Annotated in this window: 14 protein-coding genes and 1 tRNA gene; 8 read left to right on the forward strand and 7 right to left on the reverse strand. The window is 61.2% G+C overall.

Annotated features, from left to right (window positions below; translation table 11 throughout):
• Window positions 1-50: 50 nt before the first annotated feature.
• Genes GKC41_RS01325 through purD form a run of 4 tightly spaced genes read left to right on the forward strand, consistent with a single transcriptional unit; the run spans window position 51 to window position 7737 of the window.
• Window positions 51-3830, forward strand: coding sequence for a phosphoribosylformylglycinamidine synthase (locus tag GKC41_RS01325; RefSeq protein WP_324612026.1), 3780 nt, complete (start codon window positions 51-53; stop codon window positions 3828-3830).
• Window positions 3831-3846: 16 nt separating this feature from the next.
• A complete protein-coding gene (gene purF / locus GKC41_RS01330; protein WP_154312586.1) occupies window positions 3847-5352 on the forward strand; it encodes an amidophosphoribosyltransferase in 1506 nt (501 codons plus the stop codon).
• 45 nt (window positions 5353-5397) lie between these two features.
• Window positions 5398-6450, forward strand: a complete 1053-nt coding sequence (gene purM, locus GKC41_RS01335) for a phosphoribosylformylglycinamidine cyclo-ligase (RefSeq protein WP_154312587.1) — start codon at window positions 5398-5400, stop codon at window positions 6448-6450.
• 15 nt (window positions 6451-6465) lie between these two features.
• Window positions 6466-7737, forward strand: coding sequence for a phosphoribosylamine--glycine ligase (purD, locus tag GKC41_RS01340; RefSeq protein WP_154312588.1), 1272 nt, complete (start codon window positions 6466-6468; stop codon window positions 7735-7737).
• Here the strand turns inward: purD and GKC41_RS01345 are convergent.
• On the reverse strand, window positions 7734-9887 hold the full coding sequence (locus GKC41_RS01345) for an LTA synthase family protein (protein WP_324612000.1): 2154 nt from the start codon (window positions 9885-9887) through the stop codon (window positions 7734-7736). The two genes, purD and GKC41_RS01345, sit on opposite strands and share 4 nt — an antisense overlap.
• Window positions 9888-10014: 127 nt before the next feature.
• Complete coding sequence (locus GKC41_RS01350) at window positions 10015-10935, reverse strand: metal ABC transporter solute-binding protein, Zn/Mn family (RefSeq protein ID WP_154312589.1); 921 nt, start codon at window positions 10933-10935, stop codon at window positions 10015-10017.
• Window positions 10936-11124: 189 nt separating this feature from the next.
• On the opposite strand from GKC41_RS01350, the gene GKC41_RS01355 reads away from it, so the two are divergent.
• Both GKC41_RS01355 and GKC41_RS01360 read left to right on the forward strand, forming a co-directional pair.
• Complete coding sequence (locus GKC41_RS01355) at window positions 11125-12489, forward strand: alpha/beta hydrolase (RefSeq protein WP_154312590.1); 1365 nt, start codon at window positions 11125-11127, stop codon at window positions 12487-12489.
• A 52-nt stretch (window positions 12490-12541) separates the two neighbouring features.
• Entirely contained in the window at window positions 12542-15127 is a 2586-nt protein-coding gene (locus tag GKC41_RS01360; RefSeq protein ID WP_154312591.1) for a bifunctional lysylphosphatidylglycerol flippase/synthetase MprF, read from the forward strand.
• Here the strand turns inward: GKC41_RS01360 and GKC41_RS01365 are convergent.
• The 3 genes from GKC41_RS01365 to purE all read right to left on the reverse strand — a co-directional run bounded on the left by GKC41_RS01365 (window position 15099) and on the right by purE (window position 17268).
• Window positions 15099-15542, reverse strand: coding sequence for a Fur family transcriptional regulator (locus GKC41_RS01365; RefSeq protein ID WP_154312593.1), 444 nt, complete (start codon window positions 15540-15542; stop codon window positions 15099-15101). The two genes, GKC41_RS01360 and GKC41_RS01365, sit on opposite strands and share 29 nt — an antisense overlap.
• 69 nt (window positions 15543-15611) lie before the next feature.
• Entirely contained in the window at window positions 15612-16778 is a 1167-nt protein-coding gene (purK, locus tag GKC41_RS01370) for a 5-(carboxyamino)imidazole ribonucleotide synthase (protein WP_154312594.1), read from the reverse strand.
• The gene (gene purE, locus GKC41_RS01375; protein ID WP_154312595.1) at window positions 16762-17268 is read right to left on the reverse strand and encodes a 5-(carboxyamino)imidazole ribonucleotide mutase; all 507 of its coding nucleotides are present in this window, start codon (window positions 17266-17268) and stop codon (window positions 16762-16764) included. The genes purK and purE overlap by 17 nt, the downstream gene beginning before the upstream one ends.
• Before the next feature lie 178 nt (window positions 17269-17446).
• Between purE and GKC41_RS01380 the strand changes: the two genes are divergently transcribed.
• Window positions 17447-19348: a 1-deoxy-D-xylulose-5-phosphate synthase gene (locus GKC41_RS01380; RefSeq protein ID WP_154312598.1), complete on the forward strand. Its 1902-nt coding sequence runs from the start codon at window positions 17447-17449 to the stop codon at window positions 19346-19348.
• A 38-nt stretch (window positions 19349-19386) separates the two neighbouring features.
• Window positions 19387-19463, forward strand: a tRNA-Arg gene (locus tag GKC41_RS01385).
• Window positions 19464-19477: 14 nt separating this feature from the next.
• Here GKC41_RS01385 and GKC41_RS01390 read toward each other — a convergent pair.
• Window positions 19478-19963: an NUDIX hydrolase gene (locus GKC41_RS01390; protein ID WP_154312600.1), complete on the reverse strand. Its 486-nt coding sequence runs from the start codon at window positions 19961-19963 to the stop codon at window positions 19478-19480.
• Between the two features lie 156 nt (window positions 19964-20119).
• Complete coding sequence (locus tag GKC41_RS01395) at window positions 20120-21676, reverse strand: hypothetical protein (RefSeq protein WP_154312602.1); 1557 nt, start codon at window positions 21674-21676, stop codon at window positions 20120-20122.
• Between the last annotated feature and the right edge of the window lie 352 nt (window positions 21677-22028).

The following is a 22028-nucleotide window of genomic DNA, read 5'->3' on the forward strand; positions in this document are numbered from 1 at the left end:
CTCCGGGTTTTTCATTGGTCCCCAACCAGTCCATCGCGAAAGGATCCATTGTGCTCTTCCGTGTCTATACCGAGAAAAAGCGGGGCTTCGACCAGGCCGCCGAAAGGCTTGCCGAACAACTCCGCACCCTGCCGGGCGTGCAAGGGCTGACCGGCCTGCGCATGTTCAACCGCTACGATCTGGAGGGAATCGACGAAGACCTCTTCAGACGTTGTCTGCCCACGGTCTTCGCCCAGCCCCAGACCGACCTGGTGGCCACGCAGCTGGAGCAGGCCCTGCGCATGAAGGGCGATGAGGAGCTGCCGCCGCTGGACTCCCCCATGCTCTTCGCCGTGGCCCCTCTGCCCGGTCAGTTCGATCAGCGAGCCGACTCAGCAGCCCAGTGTGTCCAGCTGATCGGCCAGGGCGCCCGCCCCTTGGTGGCCACAGCCACCGTCTACCTGCTCCAGGGCGACCTGGGGGCCGGGCAGATCGAGGCCATCCGCAATTACCTGGTCAATCCGGTCGACTCACGGGTGGTCGGGCTGGAGCAGCCCAAGACCCTGGCCATGCCTGATGACGACCCGGATCCAGTACCAGTGTTGGACGGGTTCCGCGATCTGGATGATCCTGAACTCGAAGCGCTGATTGAAAAGCTGGATCTGGCCATGGATCTGCCGGATGTCCGCTTCTGCCGGGACCACTACCGCCAGGAAAAGCGCGACCCCACCCTGACCGAGCTCAAGGTAATCGACACCTACTGGTCCGACCACTGCCGGCACACCACCTTCAATACCAGGCTGGAGCGAATCGAGGCGGACAACCCCCGAGTCCGGGCAACGCTGGAACAGTATCGGGCAATCCGAGGAGAGCTGGGCCGTCAGAACCAACCTGAATGCCTGATGGACATGGCCACCATCGGAGCCAAATACCTACAGAAGCGCGGAATCCTGAACGACGTGGACCAATCCGAAGAGGTCAACGCCTGCACTATCCGGACCAAAGTCGACGTGGACGGCCAGGATCAAGACTGGCTCTTTCTGTTCAAAAATGAAACGCATAACCATCCCACCGAGATCGAGCCATTCGGCGGTGCCGCAACCTGCATCGGCGGGGCCATCCGTGATCCACTGTCCGGAAGGGGCTACGTCTACCAGGCCATGAGGGTCAGCGGGGCAGCAGATCCACGTAAACCCCTGGATCAGACCCTGCCGGGCAAACTACCCCAGAGCCGGATCGTCCGTCAAGCGGCCGATGGCTACTCCTCCTATGGCAACCAAATCGGGCTGGCCACCGGGCAGGTTCGTGAGATCTACCACCCCGGCTATGCGGCCAAGCGGATGGAGGTGGGCGCTGTAGTGGCCGCCACCCCGGCCGACCACGTGATTCGTCGCCGACCCGCCCCCGGTGATCTGATCATCCTGGTGGGCGGAAGGACCGGCCGCGATGGAATCGGCGGCGCGACCGGAGCCTCCAAGTCCCAGAACGAAGAAAGTCTGGAACGCTGCGGAGCCGAGGTGCAGAAGGGCGATGCCCCTGAGGAGCGCAAGCTCCAGCGCCTCTTCCGTCGCCCGGAGGCAGCCAGGCTGATTGAGCGTTGCAACGACTTCGGAGCCGGCGGCGTTGCCGTGGCCGTAGGCGAGCTGGCGGACGGATTGAACGTGAACCTGGATCGGGTGCCGCTCAAGTACCAGGGGCTGGACGGGACTGAAATCGCCATTTCCGAGAGCCAGGAGCGCATGGCCGTGGCCCTGGCTGCCGAAGATGCGCCCGCCTTCATCGACTACGCCCGGCAGGAGGACCTTGAGGCCACCGTCATCGCCGAGGTCACCGAGGAACCTAAGCTCCGGATGACCTGGCGATCAGAGACCATCGTGGATATCCCCCGAGCATTCCTGGCCTCCAACGGCGCCCCTCATAAGGCCGATGCCCAAGTGCCGGTCCCTGCTCCCTACCACGCCCCCTTCGAAGTTCAAGGCAGCCTGGACGCACGCATGAGGGCCCTGCTTGCAGACATCAATGTCTGTTCCCAACAGGGTCTGGCCGAGCAGTTCGACTCCACCATCGGTGCAGGCACCGTCCTCATGCCCTTTGGCGGAGCCCGACAGCTGACGCCGGCACAGGCCATGGTGGCCAAATTGCCAGTGGACGGGCACACCACCACCGCCTCGGCCATGGCCTGGGGATTCAACCCCTGGATCAGCAGCCAGGACACTTACACCGGCGCCTACCTGGCCGTCGTCGAGAGCCTGGCCAAGCTGGTCGCCAGCGGCTTCAGCCGGTCAAGGGCCCACCTGAGCCTGCAGGAGTATTACCCCAAGCCCGGCGACGACCCCCGGCGCTGGGGTCTGCCAGTAGCCGGCGTCCTGGGAGCCCTTCAGGCCCAGCTGGACCTGGCAGTGGGTGCCATAGGCGGCAAGGACTCCATGTCCGGCAGTTTCGAGGACCTGGATGTGCCGCCCACCCTGATCAGCTTTGCAGTAGCCCTGGGGCAGGCCAAGGATGCGGTCTCCCCGGAGTTCAAGGCCCCCAACCGGCAGGTCTACCTCGTGACGCCCGAATACCAGGCGGACGGATTGCTGCCCGATCCGGAGAGCCTGCGGACCGTCATGGACCAGGTGGAGGCGTTGATCAGTCAGGGTCTGGTTGATGCTGCAGCCACTCCGGGCTACGGATGCACGGCCCAGTCCCTGATGGAGATGTGCCTGGGCAACAGGATCGGCTTGGACCTGGCGCCAGACACTGCCATACCTGCCCTCTTCCGTCCCGCCTATGGGAGCTTCATTCTGGAGGCCTCTGGTCCAGAGCCTCTGTCCATTCAGGATTCCGGTCTGCATTTACACCTCTTGGGGCACACTCGCGAGAACTATCGCCTGCGCTGCGGCAGCGAGGATCTGGACCTGGCCGGCCTTGAGGAAATCCGTGCCAGGGGTCTGGAATCGATCTTCCCATACCGGGGCCAAGGCGACCCGGTGCCGACCATCGGCCGCGCCGACCGCCAGTTCGGCAGGCCAGCAGCACACAGAGCCAAGGGGACTTCCATGACCACCCGACCCAGGGTCGTCATGCCCGTCTTCCCCGGCACCAACTGCGAATTCGACTCCGCACGAGCCTTCCGGGATGCTGGAGCCCAGGTGGAGACTGTGGTCATCCGCAACCTGAATGCCGAGGACGTGACCGAGAGCTCCCGCCGCCTGGCCCAGGCCATCCGCAACAGCCAGATACTGATGCTGCCCGGTGGCTTCTCCGGCGGCGATGAACCCGACGGCTCGGCCAAACTGGTGGCCTCCTTCCTGCGCTCGAACCAGGTTGCCGACGCCCTCCAGGAGCTTTTGCAGGACCGGGACGGACTGGTCCTGGGCGTTTGCAACGGCTTTCAGGCGCTGATCAAGCTGGGCCTGGTTCCCTATGGCAAAATCGTCACCGGCTCACCCAAGGATCCCACCCTGGCTGTCAATACCATCGGACGCCATCAGAGCCGCCTGGTCCACACCCGGATCAGCTCCACACGCTCCCCCTGGCTGAGTGCCTGCCGGATGGGCGACATCCACACCATGCCCATCAGCCACGGCGAAGGACGGTTCGTGGCCGAGCCTAGCCTCCTGCGCACCCTGATTGACCGAGGACAGGTGGCTGCCCAGTATGTGGATGAGCAGGGTCATCCCTCCATGGATCCGCTGGTCAACCCCAATGGGTCAGACATGGCCGTCGAGGCAATCACCAGCCCGGACGGCCGGGTGCTGGGCAAGATGGGTCACACGGAACGCAGCGGCCCCGACCTGTATCTGAATGTGCCCGGAAAAAATACGCAACCGCTCTTCCAGTCGGGGGTGGACTACTTTGCCGCCTAAGGAAAGGACATAGACCATGTCGTTGGAGCTTGAAGGCATCCACGAGGAGTGCGGGATCTTCGGGGTCTGGGGCCACCCCGATGCCGCCCGACTGACCTACTTCGGCCTGCATGCCCTGCAGCACCGCGGTCAGGAGGGTGCCGGCATCGTTTCCAACGACCAGGGGCACCTGATCGGACGGCGGGGTCTGGGCCTGCTGACTCAGGTCTTCCCGGACGAGTCCAGCCTGACACCGCTGACCGGGGACCGGGCCGTCGGACATGTGCGCTACGCCACGACAGGTTCAGGGTCCATCGAGAACATCCAGCCCTTCGTCTTCCGCTTCCACGACGGGGATATAGCCCTGGCCCACAACGGCAACCTGACCAACTGCAACAGCCTCAAGGCACAGCTGGAGGATCAGGGGGCCATCTTCCACTCCAACTCCGACACCGAGGTGCTCATGCACCTGATCCGCCGCAGCCCCGAAAAGGACTTCATGGCGGCGCTCAAACAGGCCCTGCGCCAGGTCCATGGCGGCTTCGCCTACCTGCTCATGACCGAGGATGCCATGATTGGAGCCATGGATCCCAACGGCTTCCGTCCCCTCTCCCTGGGCCGGCTGCCAGGTGGGGCCTACGTTCTGGCTTCGGAGACCTGTGCATTAGACCTGGTCGGCGCCACACTGGTGCGTGACATCGGCCCCGGCGAAATCGTCCGGGTGGATGACTCGGGTTACAGCATCGAGCGCTATACCGATCAGACCTGCCTGTCCATCTGCTCCATGGAGTTCATCTACTTCGCCAGGCCTGACTCCAATATCTATGGGGTAAACGTCCACTCGGCCCGCAAGCGGATGGGGGCAAGGCTGGCCCGGGAGGCCCCGGTGGACGCCGACATGGTCATCGGGGTGCCCAACTCCTCCCTGTCGGCAGCTTCAGGCTATGCCGAGGCGGCCGGACTGCCCAATGAAATGGGGCTGATCAAGAACCAGTATGTGGCACGCACCTTCATCCAGCCCAGCCAGGCCATGCGCGAGCAGGGTGTCAGGATGAAACTGGCCGCTGTGCGCGGTGTCGTAGCCGGCAAGCGAGTGGTGGTCATCGACGATTCCATCGTCCGGGGCACCACCTCGCGTAGAATCGTCCGTCTGCTTCGGGAGGCCGGGGCGAGCGAGGTGCACATGCGCATCGCCTCCCCGCCCCTGCGCTACCCCTGCTACTACGGCATCGACATTCAACGGACCTCCGAACTGATCGCCGCCAAAAAGTCCGTGGAGCAGATCAGGGAAGCCATCGAGGCCGATTCCCTGGCCTACCTGAGTCTGGACGGTCTGGTGGAATCCATCGGTCTGGGCCGTGATGCACCCTACCAAGGGCTCTGCGTGGCCTATTTCAACGGAGACTACCCAACGCGGCTTGACGACTACGAGCAGGGTTTCCTGGCCTCGCTGACTCCGGAGGACCGGGCCCGGCTGGAGGCCTCCAAGGGATCCTACGGACTTGACATGCCTGCAGGGTCGGGGCAGAGAACAGATCAATGAGCAGTAACGAAGAGCAGGACAGACAAAGCAGAGAAAGGGGTAACCATGCCGAAGGCATATGAGCAGGCTGGGGTATCGGTGGAGGCCGGATACGAACTGATCGACAGGATCCGCTCCCACACGGCCAGAACCCATAGGCCGGGCGCCGGTGACATCGGCGGCTTCGGCGGCGACTTCGACCTGTCTGCACTCAACTACCGCCACCCGGTCCTGGTCTCGGGCACCGACGGCGTAGGCACCAAGCTGATGGTGGCCCGGGAGGCCGGCCGCCATGACACCATCGGCCAGGACTGCGTGGCCATGTGCGTCAATGACATCATCGCCCAGGGGGCCGAGCCACTGATCTTCCTGGACTACATCGCCTGCGGGCACAACGACCCGGCTCTGCTGGAGCAGGTGGTCAAGGGCGTCGCCGACGGCTGCGTCCAGGCCGGGGCCGCCCTGGTAGGCGGGGAGACCGCCGAGATGCCCGACATGTACCAGCCCGACGAGTACGACCTGGCCGGATTCACCGTGGGTGTGGTCGAACGGGAGTCCCTGGTGGATGGTTCGGCCATCACAGAAGGCGACCAGCTGATCGGCCTGCCCTCCTCGGGAGTCCACTCCAACGGATTCTCCCTGATTCGTCAGGTCCTGCTTGACCAGGGGGGCATGAAGCTGGAGGACCGGCCCTACCAGCTTGGCGGACGGACCCTGGGTGAGGAACTGCTGACGCCCACCCGCATCTACGTCAAGACGCTGCGCCCGCTCTTCGCCTCTGGCCTGCTCAGGGGTGCGGCGCACATCACCGGGGGCGGCTTCGTGGAGAAGGTACCCCGGATTCTGCCCGAGGGTCTGGCTGCCAGCTTCGACCTCGATTCCTGGAAGGTGCCGCCCATCTTCACGATGATCGAGGAGATGGGCAGGGTCGACCATCTGGAGATGTACAACATCTTCAACATGGGCATTGGGATGGTCCTGGTCGTCTCCCCTGACCGGCTGGACCAGGCCCGCGCAGTCCTGGATGAGGAGCAGGAGCCCTACGCTCTGATCGGTCGGGTGACAGGTGCTCAAAACGGCCAGCAGGTCATTCTTAACGAAGACGGTCGTCAGCAATAGCGAGAGGAGCCCATCATGGCGGACAAGGTACTGGTCATCGGATCGGGAGCCAGGGAGCACGTTATCGCCACCACCCTGCTGTCCGGGCCAGGAGTGGATCGGGTCTGGTGCGCCCCGGGCAACCCGGGCATGGAACCGGACGGCATCAGCCTGCTTCGAGAGGATCCCACACAACCCGAAAAACTGATCGCTGCAGTACGCGAGCTGGGCATCGACTGGGTCTTCGTAGGACCCGAGGCTCCTCTGACGGCTGGATTGGTCGACGAACTGCAGGCTGCCGGCATCCCCGCCTTTGGACCCAGCAAGGCTGCGGCCCGCATAGAGGGGTCCAAGGGCTTTGCCAAGGACCTGATGCGCAGGCATGGAATCCCGACCGCTGATTATGCGGTCTTCCATGACCTGGAGACGGCCAAGGTCTATGTGCGCTCGCACGGCGCACCAGTAGTCATCAAGGCTGACGGACTGGCAGCCGGCAAGGGCGTGACGGTGGCCGCCGACCTGGACCAGGCTATGCAGGCCCTGGATGCCATCTTCATTGACCATAAGTTCGGTCAGGCCGGAGCCCAGGTGGTCATCGAGGATCAGCTGGTGGGTCAGGAGTGCTCGCTCATGTGCTTCGTCCGTGGCGAGCAGTTCTGGCCCATGCCCCTGTCCCAGGACCACAAGCCCGCCTATGACGGGGATCGGGGTCCCAATACTGGCGGCATGGGGGCTTACTCCCCTCTGCCACAGTTCGGTCCGGAACTGACCCAAAAGGCCCTGGATACCATCGTCGCGCCCACCGTCCGTGCCCTGGCCCAGGAGGGCAGTCCCTTCACCGGAGTTCTGTACACAGGGCTGATGGTCACTGACAAGGGTCCTGAAGTCATCGAATTCAACGCACGACTGGGAGACCCGGAGACCGAGGTGGTGTTGCCTGCCCTTACCAGCGACTTGGGCACCGCCATTCGCACGCTGATGGAGGGTGGGGAGCCGAAATTCACCTGGGACGACTCCCACAGCCGCCTGGGTGTGGTCCTGGCAGCAGAAGGCTATCCCGGCAATCCCAAGACTGGAGTGCCCGTGCCCTTGATCGCTCCGGAGCAGGACCTCAGAGCCTACTACGCCGGGGTGTCCGGCTCAGCTTCAACTGGTTTGACATCTTCCTCGGGACGGACCGCTCTGGTGGTGGCCCGAGGCGACGACCTGGCCCAGGCAGCCCGCCGAGTCTATGACCGTCTGGACGGATTGTCGATGCCTGGCCTCTTCTATCGGCACGACATCGGCCACCGCGGCCTGGAAGCCTAATTGGCCGAGCTGGTCGAGCCCTCGCTGTCGCTGTCCTTATCCTGGCTTTGCTCCTCCTGGCGGGCTTGTTCCTTGGCCTTCTGACGGGCTGCATCCGAACGGCGGGTGGGAGTGGTGTTGAAGCCGGTCCCCTGCAGGTAGTGCTTACCCGCCATGATGTCGTACTGGATCAGTTTGTAGTCATTCAAGAGCTGCCGGGTGGTCCGGTCGAAGTCACGCGCATTCATGGGCTGGCCCTGGGCATCCAGATAGTTGGTCTGCCCTGCAGGGATCCTGTTCCAGTCCTGGATCTGGTTGGCCACCGGGGGCTCGATGGCACTGATCTTGTCATGCAGCTCGGTCAGGAAGGCCGTGAAGGGAGAGACCTTGGTATCCATGTGTTCGGCCACCTGGGCCTGGAAGAAGTTGGGAGAGGAATAGGCGCTGTTGCTGACCTGTGTCCCCGATGCATCCGAGGCCTTGTTGGACCAGATGAAGTAGTCGGTCAGATGCAGGGCCAGGGAGTTGCGCTGGTCCGAACCGGCCGTGCCATAGATGCCGGGCAGATGATCCCCATAGAAGACCACGGTGACCGGTTTGCTCTGGGAGTCCAGGCTGTTCAGGAAATCGGCAGTGGCCTGATCGGTCAGACTGACCCCCTTGGCGTAGGTGCGGATGGATTGCATCTCATCGTCGCCCAGGGGCATGTTGGGGTCAGAGGAGCTGACCGAGAAGTTGTTGTCGTCATACCAGTCGTTGTAGGGCATGTGGTTCTGCATGGTGATGACCTCGACGAACTGGTTGCCCTTGTCGTCGCCCATCTGCTCCAGGGCGGAATCGTAGGCGGACCGGTCCCCCACATACTGGCTGCGGTCGATGCGGTCCTGGTGGGCTATCTGGTCAGGGCCGGTCAGCGAGTAGAAGTGGGAGAAGCCGAACTTCTTGTAGTTCTCGGCCCTGGAGTACATGGAGGACTCATAGGGGTGGAAGGCCAGGGACCTGGATGGGGACCCCCAGGCCTGATTGACCGTGGGTATCCAGCTCAGGTGAGGGATGACCTGCTGATAGGGAGAGGTCAGCGAAGGATCGAAGTTGGCCATGGACAGGCCGGTCATGGCCTGGAACTCCAGATTGGCCGTACCCCCGCCATAGCCGGAGGAGAGCATGAGCCCGCTGGTGGTGCCCTCCTTGATGGACCTGATATGGGGCATGGGGTCCTGGTTGAGTGCGACGCCCGGCACCCGTGTGGGGTCCGAGAAGGACTCGGAGAGGATATAGACCAGGCTCGACTCGTTCATATAGGACTTGCGGTCACGGTTGATGCGGTCCGCCGAAAGCTGGTAGCGGTGGGCCAGAGACTGCATGGTGGCACGGCTGTATCCTGAGGGCTGGTCCATGACCTTGGGCCGCAGCTGCCGGGAGAAGGACACGAAGACCCCGTTGCGCTGGGCGTCATAGACCGAGTCCCACATGGAGGGTATGTCGCCCATGAACTGCGAGAAGCGATAGGCGGGGCTGCCGTAGGTGCCCACAGTGGACATGAAGAGCGCCACCACCAGGACCGGGACCAGGACTCCTACGGTACGCAGTCCAGCGCCCAGGGGCTTGTTGCCGGTGGCCACCGGACGGCCACGACGGGCATCCATCCGTGTCACCACCCAGCAGAGCAATCCGAGAATAATCAAAGCTACAACTCCCAGCACAATCATGATCAGGGACCGGGCCGGCAGGAAGGAGACCAGGTTGGCCGCATCGGCATGGAGAAAGTCCAAATCGGAGGGCAGGACAGCCTCATACCGTGCACGCACCTTGAAACGCTCGATGATCGCAATGACCGCACAGATGGCCAGAATCAGGCCCGATGCCGCCCAGAAGCGATTGGTCAGGTAGGCCAGGGCCAGGTAAACCAGGCCTATAGCCAGCATGTTGAGCACCAGGACGAACCGACGCTGGGTCCACATGGCCGAGATGAAGCCCCAGAAGCCGATCAGCGGGTTGGACAGCTCTACGCGGGAACTGTTCAGGGAGACCCCCCACTGAAGGATGCCTACCGACAGGAAGTCAATCAGGATGAAGGCGAGCAGGTAGACCCACCCACGCACCCGAAGACGTCCGGTCATGTTCTGCATCCAGGATGTCCACCGGCCGGGCTGACGCTTATGATCCTTCACCGCTTACTCCTGACTTTGGTGACTGGGCCCCATAGGCCTTTTACCGATACCTGTGCCATTGTTCCCATTAAGGACGACAAGCCCCATGAAAACACCCCTTAGCGAACATGAAGAGCGAGCGGACCCATCAGGCCTTGGCGCCCGGCACCCGCTGGACCAGGGCGCTGATCCAATCCTCCAGGTTCCGGTACTTGTTGGGGCGCTGCTCGCTGACCTCGAAGACCGGCACATGGGCCTTGCGCGCCTCAATGGCCAGATCCTTGGAGGTTCGATTGACCTCCTGAACGTTGAGCACCAGCATGTCCAATTGCCCGGATGCCAGCAGATGACGGAAGGCCACCAGGTCCTCGGGCGAAGGTTCGCTCTCGTTGGCGGCCGCCCGCAGGTACCCCTCGGGGGTCAGGTCCTCCATGCCCAGGTCATGACAGAGATAATAGGCAGCCGATTCCGTGGCCGCATAGTGACGTCCCTGGGTCTGCCTGCGCGCATCGGCTATCAGATTGTCCAGCCGGGTCTGTCGAACCTGCCAGTCCTGGTAGGCCTTGTCAAAATCGGCCTCGCGGCCTGGACGCAGCTGCCGATAGGCCTCATGCACGGCCTTGGCAGCCGCGCTCCTGCCCTGGGAGGAGAACCAGAGATGGGGGTTGTCGCCGGCCTTGCGCCCCGATGCCTTGGATATGTCCACCAACTTGGCCTGCCCGGTTTCAGCGGCCTTGGCAGCCCAGTCGTCGATGCCGGCCCCGTTGACTATGACCAGATCGGCACGGCTGATTCGGGCGATGTCGGCCGTCGTCGGCTCATAGTCATGGGCATCAGTCGAAGTGTTGCTCAGAATGGTGTCCACCCGGGCCTGGTTGCCGCCCAAGTCCTCGGCCAGGGATTGCCACTGATTGATGCTGGCCACCACCTGCAAAAGGCCGGACCCGGTGGGCGACGAGGACGCTTCGCTATTACCACAGCCTGTCAGACTGGTCAGCAGGGTCAGTCCGGCCAGAAGGGCGGCGACCAAGGTGCGGGTCCGGCGAAGGCGTGGGCTGCTGGCATGCATGGATATGGGTTCCTTCCTGGCACCAACGTGGGGTCATTTGGCAAACCCTACGAGCGTTACTGAGATTGATTATCAATAAATCTACCATAGAACAACCAATGGCCAGGAAGGTTGCCCAGGCAAATGGCAATCATCCGCCTGAACACTCCCTATACTGAACTGCGGATACGTTTTGCTGGAAGGAACTGCATGGGTACATGGCTGGCAAAGGTCCATCTGACCCAGGGATGGCTTCCCGCAACACTGTTCACCCTGACGGCCCTGGCCCTGGTTCTGCTGGTGTTGACCGGACTGACCCATGGACGCTGGCGGACCCTGTTGAGGCAGATCGCCATCGCCGCAGGCATAGGAGCCCTGGGACTGCTGGCCACCTGGCTGGTCTCCGATGTCTTCATGCTCTTCGGAGTTTCCCTGGGCTGGATGGTCATTATCACCGTGGCCTTGGGCTTCCTAGCTGTGGGGTTCACCATTTGCGTCCTGGTCACTTCCCGGGGATGGCGCCGCCTCCTGGCAGCCCTGAGCATCCTGCTCTGCCTGCTGTCCACCGGACTTAGAGTGGATATCATCTACGGAGAGTTCACCACTCTGGGATCCCTGTTCGACGTCACTCTCTATCCTGACTATGGGAGTCATCAGGCGGCCAGACCGGCCATGAGCGTGGCCCAGTGGCGCGCCAGGGCCTCCAAGGGCATCCTGCCGACCTATCCCCGCACCGGCCGCTCCTACAGCGTGCACATCCCCAATGACAGCTCACGTTTCCTGGCACGTCCAGCCGATATTTACCTACCGCCCGCTGCGTTGAGCAAGAAGCCCCCCGCTCTGCCCGTCTTCGTCCTTCTGGCCGGTCAACCCGGCAGCCCAGACCGGCTCTTCACCGCCGGGTCCATCCCCGCCATGATGGATGCCTATGCGGCCGAACACGATGGACTGGCTCCAGTGGTGGTCTCCCCCGACCAGAACGGATCCTCCTTCCACAACAGCCTGTGCGTAGACTCACCCGTCTACGGAAAGGCCGAAACCTATTTGAGCCATGACGTGCCTGCCTGGATCCGGGCCAACCTGCCGGTCGACAGCAAACCCCAGCTATGGGCCATCGGAGGATTCTCCCAGGGAGGGACCTGCTCCACTCAGCTGGGTGCGCGGCATCCCGACGTCTACGGGAACATGCTCCCGGCCGACGGGGAGCTGGAGCCGACCCAGGGTCGACGGGACCAGATGATCCAAGATTACTTCGGCGGCGACCGGAAACGCTTCCTGGCCCAGGTTCCCGCCAAAGCCATCAAGGATCGGGCGCCATCGAGCCAGCGGCTATTCACTGCCGCCGGTTCCAACGACAAGGAGTCCCAACACAATATGATGGTCATCGCCAAGGCCGCCGACCAGGCTGGTATGAGCGTGGAGGCCGTCATAACCCAAGGGTCGGGCCATGACTGGCATACAGTCAAGACTGCCTGGAAGCCCGGACTGGAATGGCTGGGCGAAGCCATGGGGCTTGGACCAATGTCCCAACCAGTCCAGGACTTTCCGGATATTGTTGAGATGAACATCAGCTGAAGCCGATACAGCAGGTCAATAGAGATCATCAGCAGAAAGAGCCACCGCAATCATGCAGACAACGAATAAGGGATCCAGACTGATGGAACCTTCAGCCAAGAGTGTCTTGCTGACAGACTTGGCACGATGGGCCAGACGTCACGCCCTTGCACTGGCCTTCAGCCTCGGACTGATCCTGCTCAATCTGATCAGCTGGCTACTGATCTGGCTGCTGCGCATTCCTGGCAGAAACCGGCTGGGCATGCCTCTGTCCGATCTGATTATTCGTCAGGCCTCCCGACCCTTGCATGGACAGGGTCGGCCCTCGCTCTTGATCCAGTTTGCACGACTGCTGGTATCCCTGGTCATCACCCCGGGTCCTCTGCCGCTGGCTATCGACGTTGCCCTGGTGTTGGTAATGCTATGCATCGCAGAAACCAGGCTGGGGCGCAGGCGCACCGTGCTGGCAGCGGTCATCAGTGCCGTAGGCGGCGCGGCGGTCGGTCTGATCATCTGCTGGCTGATCAACGCCCTCCAGGATCATTGGGCCTGGTTCATCAAAGTGCCCATGTCGCTCAGCCCCATCATCCTGGTGGTCGGTTCCCTGATGGCATCCATCCCCTTCAGCGACTTCCTCTGGCGACGCAGGATTGCCACCATCGGTTACACAGCGCTGATCCTCATGGTGCTCTACACCGGCAATCCGGGTTCCTATTGCGCCCTGGCGGCAGCGCTGATCGGACACATGACAGGACACCTCTGGCACGGACCGGTCCAGGATGCCAATCCGCACGGCCATAGCGGATCCTACGAGACCCGCCACCTGCTGGGAGCGGTCGCCACGGTTCTGGCACTTGGCCCCTTGGTCACCGTTTCCTCCCGCATCCGCGCCGGCTTCCTCACCCCCCTGGGTACATTCATGGGCTCCAATACAGGCGGAAGCGCTGCACTGTCTCGCTGCCTTGCAGAAAACAACCAGGTCAGCTGCTACGCCCACTACGGCCTGGTCGCCGGCCACGCCCCCACCGGCATCTCCTCCCTGATCATGCCCACCCTGGTGATGCTGGTTGCGGCTTGGGGCATCTACCACGGCCGCCGGGTCGCCGCTGTCACCGGTGTGGTCCTCAACGCCCTGACCGTCGTCATGGCCCTGCTCTATTTCCTGGTATTCCCACTGACCATCGGCGAAGGGCTGCCCCAGGCCATCCGTCACGGCGCCATCCCCTCCCTGCTGATCATCACCCTGCCGCCGCTGATTCTCAGCTGGTTCCTGGTGCGAAACCTGGGAATCTTCCTTGTGCGGACCAAGACTTCACGTCTACAACTGGGCTGGGCAGCCATCGTCCTGGCCTTCCTGGCCACCGCCATGGGTTACATGGCCTTCACTGCCATCAGTCCCGGCTCCTTCAACCCCCGACCCACCACCAGCAGAGCACTCTCCCAGCTGCCTTCGCTCTATCTGCCCAATGGAGTGGCTTCACGCTTCCTTCCAGCCCTGGTGCCGCGTACCCCCACGGGGAGAATGGTCAGCCATGGAATAGGGCTGATCTTCTGGCTGGTGGTTCTGGTGGTTCTGCTCTCCTGGATGCGCAGCTCGGTCATCCAGAATGGCAGCGAACGCCAGGAGGCTGACAAGCTGGTCGAGTACGGTGGCGAAAGCATGTCCTTCATGACCACCTGGGAGGGCAACAGCTACTGGTTCTCCCCCAGCGGCCACTCTGGCATCGCCTACCGGCTTTTGCACGGCATAGCCTTGACCACCACTGGCCCATTCGGCGACCCTGAGGAGTATGCGGACGACTTGGACGAATTCACGCGCTTCTGCAACACCCACTCCTGGTCACCGGTCTTCTACAGCGTCCACAAGCCCCAACGTGATCTGCTGGCCGCACGTGGCTGGTCCACTTTGACAGTCGGCACAGAGATGGTGGTCACCCCCAGTCTTTGGCAGACCAAAGGCAAAAAGTGGCAGGATATTCGCACAGCCATCAACAAGGCCAAGCGAGACAACATCACCGATGTGCTGACCACATTCAACGATGCCTCCTGGGACGTCCAATCGCAGATTGTGGACATCTCCGAGCAATGGGCCGAACTCAAAGCGCTGCCTGAGATGAAATTCACCCTGGGTGGCCTTGATGAACTGAGGGACCCGCGAATGGCCATCCTCTACGCGGTAGATGACCGGGGCAAAGTATTGGCCGTGACCAGCTGGATGCCGACCTACCGCCAGGGTCAGGTGATCGGCTGGACTCTGGACTTCATGAGGCACAGGACCGACAGCCCCAATGGAATCATGGAGTTCCTGATCGCACGGATGGCCGAACGGCTACGCGACCAGGGCACGGCGGAATTCATGAGCCTGTCGGCCGCTCCCCTGGCCGGCATGGACGGCGGCGAAGATCGGACCGCCTTCCTGCAGCATGCCCTGCATATGGTAGCCGACCTGATGGAACCGGCCTATGGCTTCCGATCGCTCTTCTTCTTCAAGAAGAAGTTCCAGCCCAGCGAGCACCCGGTCTATATCTGCTATCCTGACCCTGCCCAGCTGGCCCAAATCGGACTGGCCGTGGTCCAGGCCTACCTGCCTAATCTCAAGGCTTCGCAGGCCTGGGATGCCATCAAGACCATCATGCCCAAGGGCCGGGAGAATCACTGACGCCTGTCTGACTGGAGCGGTCCCGACAGCTGCTGCACAGGCCGTAGACCTCCAAGGTGTGCGAGGAGACCGTAAAGCCATGTTCAGCTGCCACGGCCTTCAGCCAGCCATCGTCGGGCGGGCTGATTTCGACGGTCCTGCCGCAGTGTTCACAGACCAGATGGTGATGGTGCCTCCGCTGGGCCAGGCAGACCCGGTAGAGGCGAATGCCTCCGTGCTCGATGCAGTCCAGGCTGCCGGACATATGCAGGGAGCCCAGCTGACGGTAGACCGTGGCCAAGCCGATTCGCTGGCCCGAGTCGCGAAGAAGCCTGTGCAGCTCCTTGGCTGAGACGAAATCGTTCTGGGCCTGAAGAACCCTCCAGATGGCGTTCTTCTGCCGCGTCCGGCGGCCGACGGATGAGCCAGCGTTCATGATTAGACACACTCCTTGGGCTCCACCAAGCCTACATCCGGATTGCCGGTACAGATGTGAGGATTCGGTTCAGTCCAGGTCGGACCAGCAGCCTGTGGCCTCCAGATCCTTGGCTGTCCGCTCCGGATCGTCGGTCAGCACCGTCAGATGCCCCATCTTGCGGTCAGTGCGCACTTCGGCCTTGCCGTAATCATGCAGGTACCATTCGGGGTGCTCACCAAGCAGCCTTCTGACCGGGGCCACATGCTGGCCCAGAACGTTGACCATGACCGCCGGGCTGAGCAGGCGGGGATTGGGCAGGGGCCACCCGGCGATGCCCCGGACATGGGCATCGAACTGGTCCATGGAACAGGCCTCGATGGTGTAGTGACCGGAGTTATGGGGGCGTGGGGCCAACTCGTTGACCACCAGACCGCCATCGGGCATGACAAAGAGCTCAAGGGCCAAGGTCCCGGCCAGCTTGAAGCCGTCAGCCAGGGTCAGGGCCATGTCACGCGCCCGGTCGGCCATCTCAGGCTCGACCTGGGCCGGCGCCAGAGTCATGTGCAGGATGTTGTGACGGTGCTCGTTGCGCACCATGGGGAAGGTGACATAGTCCTTCCCGTTGCCTGAGACCAGTATGGAGGCCTCGAAGGCGAAGTCCACGAACCCCTCCAGCACGGAGGGTGGGAAGTCCCGGCCCTTCATCCGCGCCTGCAGGGCCTGAAGATCCTCCTTCGTGCGCAGGACCACCTGACCGTGGCCGTCATAGCCGCCGGTTCGCGTCTTGAGCACAGCGGGCATTCCCAGCTCTTTCAGGGCTGAGTCGAGCTGTTCAAGACCGTCAACCTGCTTCCAAGGGGCGGTATTGATGCCATGGCGGTTGATGAAGGTCTTCTCGTGGACACGGTCCTGGGTGACCCTGAGCAGGTCGGTTCCCTGGGGGATGGCCACACGGTCCCTCACCTGATCCAGTGCGTCGGCATCCACATTTTCGAATTCGTAGGTGAGCACATCGCTGCGGTCGGCAAGCCTTTTGATAGCGTCGAGGTCGTCATAGTCGGCCGTCTCCTGGAAGTCGGCCACCTGGGCTGCGGGAGCATCGGGTGTGGGGTCCAGCACACCGATACGGAATCCGTGGTAGCGGGCGCTCAGGGCCATCATCCGTCCCAGCTGGCCGCCACCCACGATACCGATGACGGACCCCGGCTCCAGGTGGTCGATCCTTCCCTTGGTCTCCTCAGACAAGCTTGGCATTGGAAGCCTCCACGGATCGGGCCAGCTCGGCACGGTAGCCATCCAGGGCCTGAGCCAGCCTCGGTTCATTGATGGAGAGAATCGAAGCCGCCAGCAGACCGGCGTTGGTAGCCCCGGATGCTCCTATGGCCGTGGTCGCCACAGGAATACCGGCAGGCATCTGCACAATGGACAGGAGTGAATCAACCCCGCTCAAGGCGTGGGACTTCACGGGCACCCCGATGACCGGTAGCGTGGTCTGGGCCGCCACCATGCCCGGCAGATGGGCTGCCCCACCGGCCCCGGCAATGATGACCCCTATGCCCTGGCTCCGAGCCTGATGCGCGAACTCCGCCATGCGCCCAGGTGTGCGATGGGCGGAGATGACCTCCTTGGTGTAGACGATAGCGAACCGGTCCAGCATCCGACAGGCTTCCTTCATCGTCTCCCAGTCGCTCGATGATCCCATGATCACTGCGACGCGTGCCCCTTCATGTGTATTGTCAGCCATTGGCCCTCCAATGTTCATGCACATTCGATACTACGCAAGACCGGGGAGAAGCAGCCAATCGTGACGGTCCTATGGATGTAAGGGCCGGGCCTGGTGAACATCGGGCCTTCAGCGGCTCCAAACCCCCGCCCCAGACCTATAATCATTGGATTGCATCACGGAAATCGACAGGAGGGTTATGGGCAAGCTTCTGGACAGCATCGACTCCCCACAGGATCTGAAGGTTCTCTCCGTAGAAGAGCTGAATCGACTGGCCGATGAGATCCGTCAGCTGTTGATCCGCTTCTGTCGACGTCATGGCGGCCACCTGGGCTCCAATCTAGCCACCATCGAGCCCATCATCGCCCTGCACTACGTCTTCGATATGCCTCATGATCATCTGATCTTCGACGTCTCCCATCAGGCCTACACTCACAAGATTCTGACCGGTCGGCGCCGGGCCTACACGGATCCCGAGCATCATGAGGATCTGTCCGGATTCACCTCGCCCAGGGAGAGCCCCTACGACGACTTCATGCTGGGGCATACTGGCACCTCCATCGGTCTGGCCTGTGGAATGGCCGCCCAGCGGGATGCGACCGGCGGCAAGGCCAACATCATCGCCTTCATCGGGGATGGTTCCCTGAGCAGCGGACCGGCCTTCGAGGGGCTGGACTGGGCATCAGAGCAGGGTGGCAATCTGATCATCGTGGTTAATGACAACGAAATGTCCATCGCCGAGAACCACGGGGGACTCTACAAGAGTCTGGCGGCCCTGCGTGCCAGTGGAGGACGCAGCCCGGACAATCCCTTCCGCGCCCTTGGACTGGACTACCGCTACGTGGAGAAGGGCAACCGAATCGAGGATCTGATCGAGGCTTTCCGCCAGGTCAAGAACACTGATCATCCAGTGGTGGTCCATATCCACACCCGCAAGGGTTTGGGGCTGGGACAGGGCAGTCAGGGACAAATCGGCCCGACTTCCATAGCTCAGAGCGATGGACAAACAGCTCATATGACTTCCCTGCCGGATTTGCCCGCTGAAGGTCCGGTGGAGGCCAACCACTGGCAGGACGGCTTGGACTCTCTTGGTCGCCTGCCCAACTCACGAAAGACTTACGGAAGAATGGCCATGCAGGCCCTGGAGGCCAGGTTCCCACAAGAGCCGGGCCTGGTAGTCATCTCCCCTGCTACGCCGCTGTCCAACGGTATCGATCCCGACTTCCGCCAGCGGGCCGGGAACCACTACCGGGACGTGGGCATCGCCGAATCCCACGCGATAGCCTACGCTGCGGGCATCGCCAAGGCCGGAGGCACGCCCGTGGTCGCCACATCGGCCACCTTCTTCCAGAGGGCCTACGACCAGATTGAGCAGGAGATGGCCTTGAACGGCTGTGCGGTGACTCTGCTGGTCTTCTCCACCGGCGTTGCCAAAACCGATGCCACACATTCCGGCGCGGCCGACATGGTCATGATGCGAGGCATCCCCGGACTGACCTGCCTGGCTCCGACCAGCGGGGCCGAATTCCTTGACATGCTGGCCTGGGCCACGGGTCCGGCCCGGCAGCCGGTGGTCATCAGGGTGCCCGGCGAGCGCACGCTGGCGACAGAACGCGCAGGCAAGCCAATGGAGCTGGCTGCAAATCCCTCGAAGACCAATGCTGAATGCGGATCGGACGCTGCTCCCTGGGATCACTATCGAATCCTGCAAGAAGGTAAGACCGTAGCCCTACTGGCTCTCGGCGATGCCCTTCCACTTGGCCGCGATCTTGCTGATTCCTTGAAGAGGTCCACGGGGCTGAAGCCCACACTGGTAGATCCCCATCGCTACGACAGCTTGGATGAGCAGACCCTGGAGGCCCTGGCCAGCACCCACTCCCTGGTGGTCACCATCGAGGACGGTCAGCTGGACGGCGGCTGGGGCCAAGCCGTGGCTGCATACTACGGACCTAGTCAGGTTCACACCCTGGCCTTCGGAGCGGCCAAGGAGTTCAACGACCGGGTCCCCAAGACCACCCTGTTGGAAAGGTATGGCATGACCGTTCCGGCAATGACTCGAGCCATATCGGATGCCCTTACCGACCAGGCTTCATGGATCTGACCCGCCGGTGGACCCAGGCGGGTACAATGAAAGGGTTTGGCCCCGTAGCTCAGCTGGATAGAGCAACTGACTTCTAATCTGTAGGTCGAGAGTTCGAATCTCTCCGGGGTCACCAATTGCACTACGAACTCACTGTATGTGCTTATTAATCTCTCGTATCGAGAATGCGGCAATGGTAGGCCCATCAATCAGTCGTCCATCATGGATCATATTGGTAATATCAGCTGACCGCAGCCATTGCAGATCCTCCAATTCCCAATCACCGCCTTGCTTGACGCTATCGAGTACAGGAATGGATGAAACGTCATCAAGCCGTATTTCCATCACCCGCACGTCGTCTTGAAGCACCCCGGCATCGGCATGAAGCCTGTGCAACTGACGGACGGCGTCAGGCTGAGCCCACAGTCCGGTCTCTTCGTGCAATTCACGGATGGCTGTAGTCTGTGGATTCTCGCCTTGCTCCCCCATACCTCGCGGAAATTCCCATAACCGGTCTTCTACAGCGACCCGCCAGTGGCGCGCTATCAGATAGAAGTCCTCCCCCCCTCGTTCTACGACCGTCACGCAGATCACACCCGGTCGACCCTGTTTGACAGATGCCACGTGCAAGGTCATGTTTGCACCTGTGTCCCTCACCTTGACGTCCACAGCAGTCACAGTAAAGTCGGCTCCCCCGGCTTCCTCGAAGACTTTCCTACGCCTTATTTCCTGCAGAGGAACCCTAGGCCTCAACTCGTCAGCGTTTTTCACAGTCACCTTCCTGGTCGATGATTACCGTTGAGCGAATACCATGGTTTGTGTTGCCGTATGCTGATCGTGCATCCACTCCATCATTGTCAGCAACTCGGGAAATACTTCAATGAACCAGGCCCCAGTCAATATCACGATAATGGATATTGAACTTGAAAAAATGATCTTGTCACAAAAAACAGATATGGATGCGATGATCAGGGTCGCAATAAACTGTTTGATAATTTTACAATTGTCCTGTTTTCGGTCTAGCTGCGATGCAAACTTCTGAACGCAATAGGCAATGTTGCGAATATGCCGCTGCTGGTCAGAGTCCGGGGCGTTCGGTCGACAATTACGCCACTGCTGTATCGCATCTCTTGACTGATAACAGAACTGCACGAAACAGCCGGAAGGCATCTGCCCCAACAATTCTGTTACCTTGCCCGACAGCATCAATGAGCGCCCACCTGTCCGGCCAGCATAGCGCTCATACGAATTCGGTTTGCTTTGTACGGCCATAAGGCAGCAGCCCAGGTAATCCGCCATTGCCAAGCGGTAGACGAACTGGTACCAGTCCACCAGCGTTTGCTGATCGCATTCCATGGTCCTATTGCAATCAGTCGTGCCCAAGGGCAAAGCAGAATGCCTGATAAGCGCAAAGGCCTTGGACCGTCTCGGCTCATGACTTATCTTGTCCAAAACATTCCGGAATGCGGTCTTTTCCGCCTCGTTCGCCTTGGATGTGGAACACCAGGAACGCAGGCAATCGGCGTTTTCTCTGACAACAGGAAGAAAGGCATCATTGAAGCTACGGACGATGCCGGAATTCGACCCGCTTTGAGAATCTTGTTGCTCATACCTGATGAGACCCTTCTGTTCAGCATCTATCCATTCCTGCCAGCGCTGAGCCAGCAATTGGCAGGTATCATCAGACGGGTCCTGCTGGCTGTACACAGCGTACAAGCAAGCGATCCTCTGGGCTATCGACCAATGATCGCCTGCATGCCCATCCAAGACAGCTCTGACCTGTGGAATAAATCGTTGACTTTCTTCAGAGGTGATGGTCTTCTGTAGGACCTGATATTCAAGCGGACGCAGCGTACCTATATCCGGCAGGTCAACCGTCTCTTCTCCGGCTGAAAGTTGATGCTGATGGTCAAGCGGCACTGTCGTGAACTGCAACAGGCACTGCTCCAAGGTCGGTTGCCTGCCGGATACGGTGAGGAAAGGCTTTTCATAGCCATTCTGCCCCAGAAGGTCAAGGACGACATCAGGACCAAATGCCAGAAAATAGACGCCATCAAAGAGCTCCGCATCAGTGACAAGGACATGGGGACTATAAAGGAATGCCGTTCTGAGAATGCCGGCAAATCGTTCTAGGAACTCCGGATGCTGCTGAATGGTTCTTTCACAGACGCTCACGCCGTCAGGACCATCTGACCAGAACTTCGAATTCACCTCTGGAATGCGCTCTTGATCGCATTTCTGCTTATGCTTGCTGTTGCATAGAAGCCTGACCTGATTCCAATCGTTCAGCTGTTCCTCCGAATCGAAATTGGTCAGCATGATGGCATATGAACCTACGCTCTGACTCATGTCTATATGCTAGACCTCGTGTTTACCTGCTCGTTCAGCACATCCCCCCTTAAAGCCGGTACAAGCAACTGAGTCATGAAAGAAAACGCCGAAAAGACCGATTGCTGGTCATGGAGACAAGGAATATTCCACACAACGGTTGCCGCTTCCCTTGGGAACCATCTGCAAATAAACACAAACTCGAATATGCCTGTAACTATGAATGAGAAACTTGCTCACTGACCCTCTCTGCCTGTCTGCAAGCCCGCGCTCTGCTCTGGCAAAGCATATTCGATTCAACAACCAAACCCAGGATCAGCCGTTTTCCATAGGATCCACAGAACAGCCGACGCCACCGGCGCAAAGCACATAT

Source organism: Bifidobacterium asteroides, assembly GCF_009683175.1.
GTDB classification, from domain to species: domain Bacteria; phylum Actinomycetota; class Actinomycetes; order Actinomycetales; family Bifidobacteriaceae; genus Bombiscardovia; species Bombiscardovia asteroides_H.

What these genes read in the sequence shown, in the direction of transcription:
- purF (WP_154312586.1), top strand. Translation starts at nt 3,847, where the DNA reads ATGTCGTTGGAGCTTGAAGGCATCCACGAGGAGTGCGGGATCTTCGGG.
- purM (WP_154312587.1), top strand. Translation starts at nt 5,398, where the DNA reads ATGCCGAAGGCATATGAGCAGGCTGGGGTATCGGTGGAGGCCGGATAC.
- purD (WP_154312588.1), top strand. Translation starts at nt 6,466, where the DNA reads ATGGCGGACAAGGTACTGGTCATCGGATCGGGAGCCAGGGAGCACGTT.
- GKC41_RS01350 (WP_154312589.1), bottom strand. Translation starts at nt 10,935, where the DNA reads ATGCATGCCAGCAGCCCACGCCTTCGCCGGACCCGCACCTTGGTCGCC.
- GKC41_RS01355 (WP_154312590.1), top strand. Translation starts at nt 11,125, where the DNA reads ATGGGTACATGGCTGGCAAAGGTCCATCTGACCCAGGGATGGCTTCCC.
- GKC41_RS01360 (WP_154312591.1), top strand. Translation starts at nt 12,542, where the DNA reads ATGCAGACAACGAATAAGGGATCCAGACTGATGGAACCTTCAGCCAAG.
- GKC41_RS01365 (WP_154312593.1), bottom strand. Translation starts at nt 15,542, where the DNA reads ATGAACGCTGGCTCATCCGTCGGCCGCCGGACGCGGCAGAAGAACGCC.
- purK (WP_154312594.1), bottom strand. Translation starts at nt 16,778, where the DNA reads ATGCCAAGCTTGTCTGAGGAGACCAAGGGAAGGATCGACCACCTGGAG.
- purE (WP_154312595.1), bottom strand. Translation starts at nt 17,268, where the DNA reads ATGGCTGACAATACACATGAAGGGGCACGCGTCGCAGTGATCATGGGA.
- GKC41_RS01380 (WP_154312598.1), top strand. Translation starts at nt 17,447, where the DNA reads ATGGGCAAGCTTCTGGACAGCATCGACTCCCCACAGGATCTGAAGGTT.
- GKC41_RS01390 (WP_154312600.1), bottom strand. Translation starts at nt 19,963, where the DNA reads ATGACCTTGCACGTGGCATCTGTCAAACAGGGTCGACCGGGTGTGATC.
- GKC41_RS01395 (WP_154312602.1), bottom strand. Translation starts at nt 21,676, where the DNA reads ATGAGTCAGAGCGTAGGTTCATATGCCATCATGCTGACCAATTTCGAT.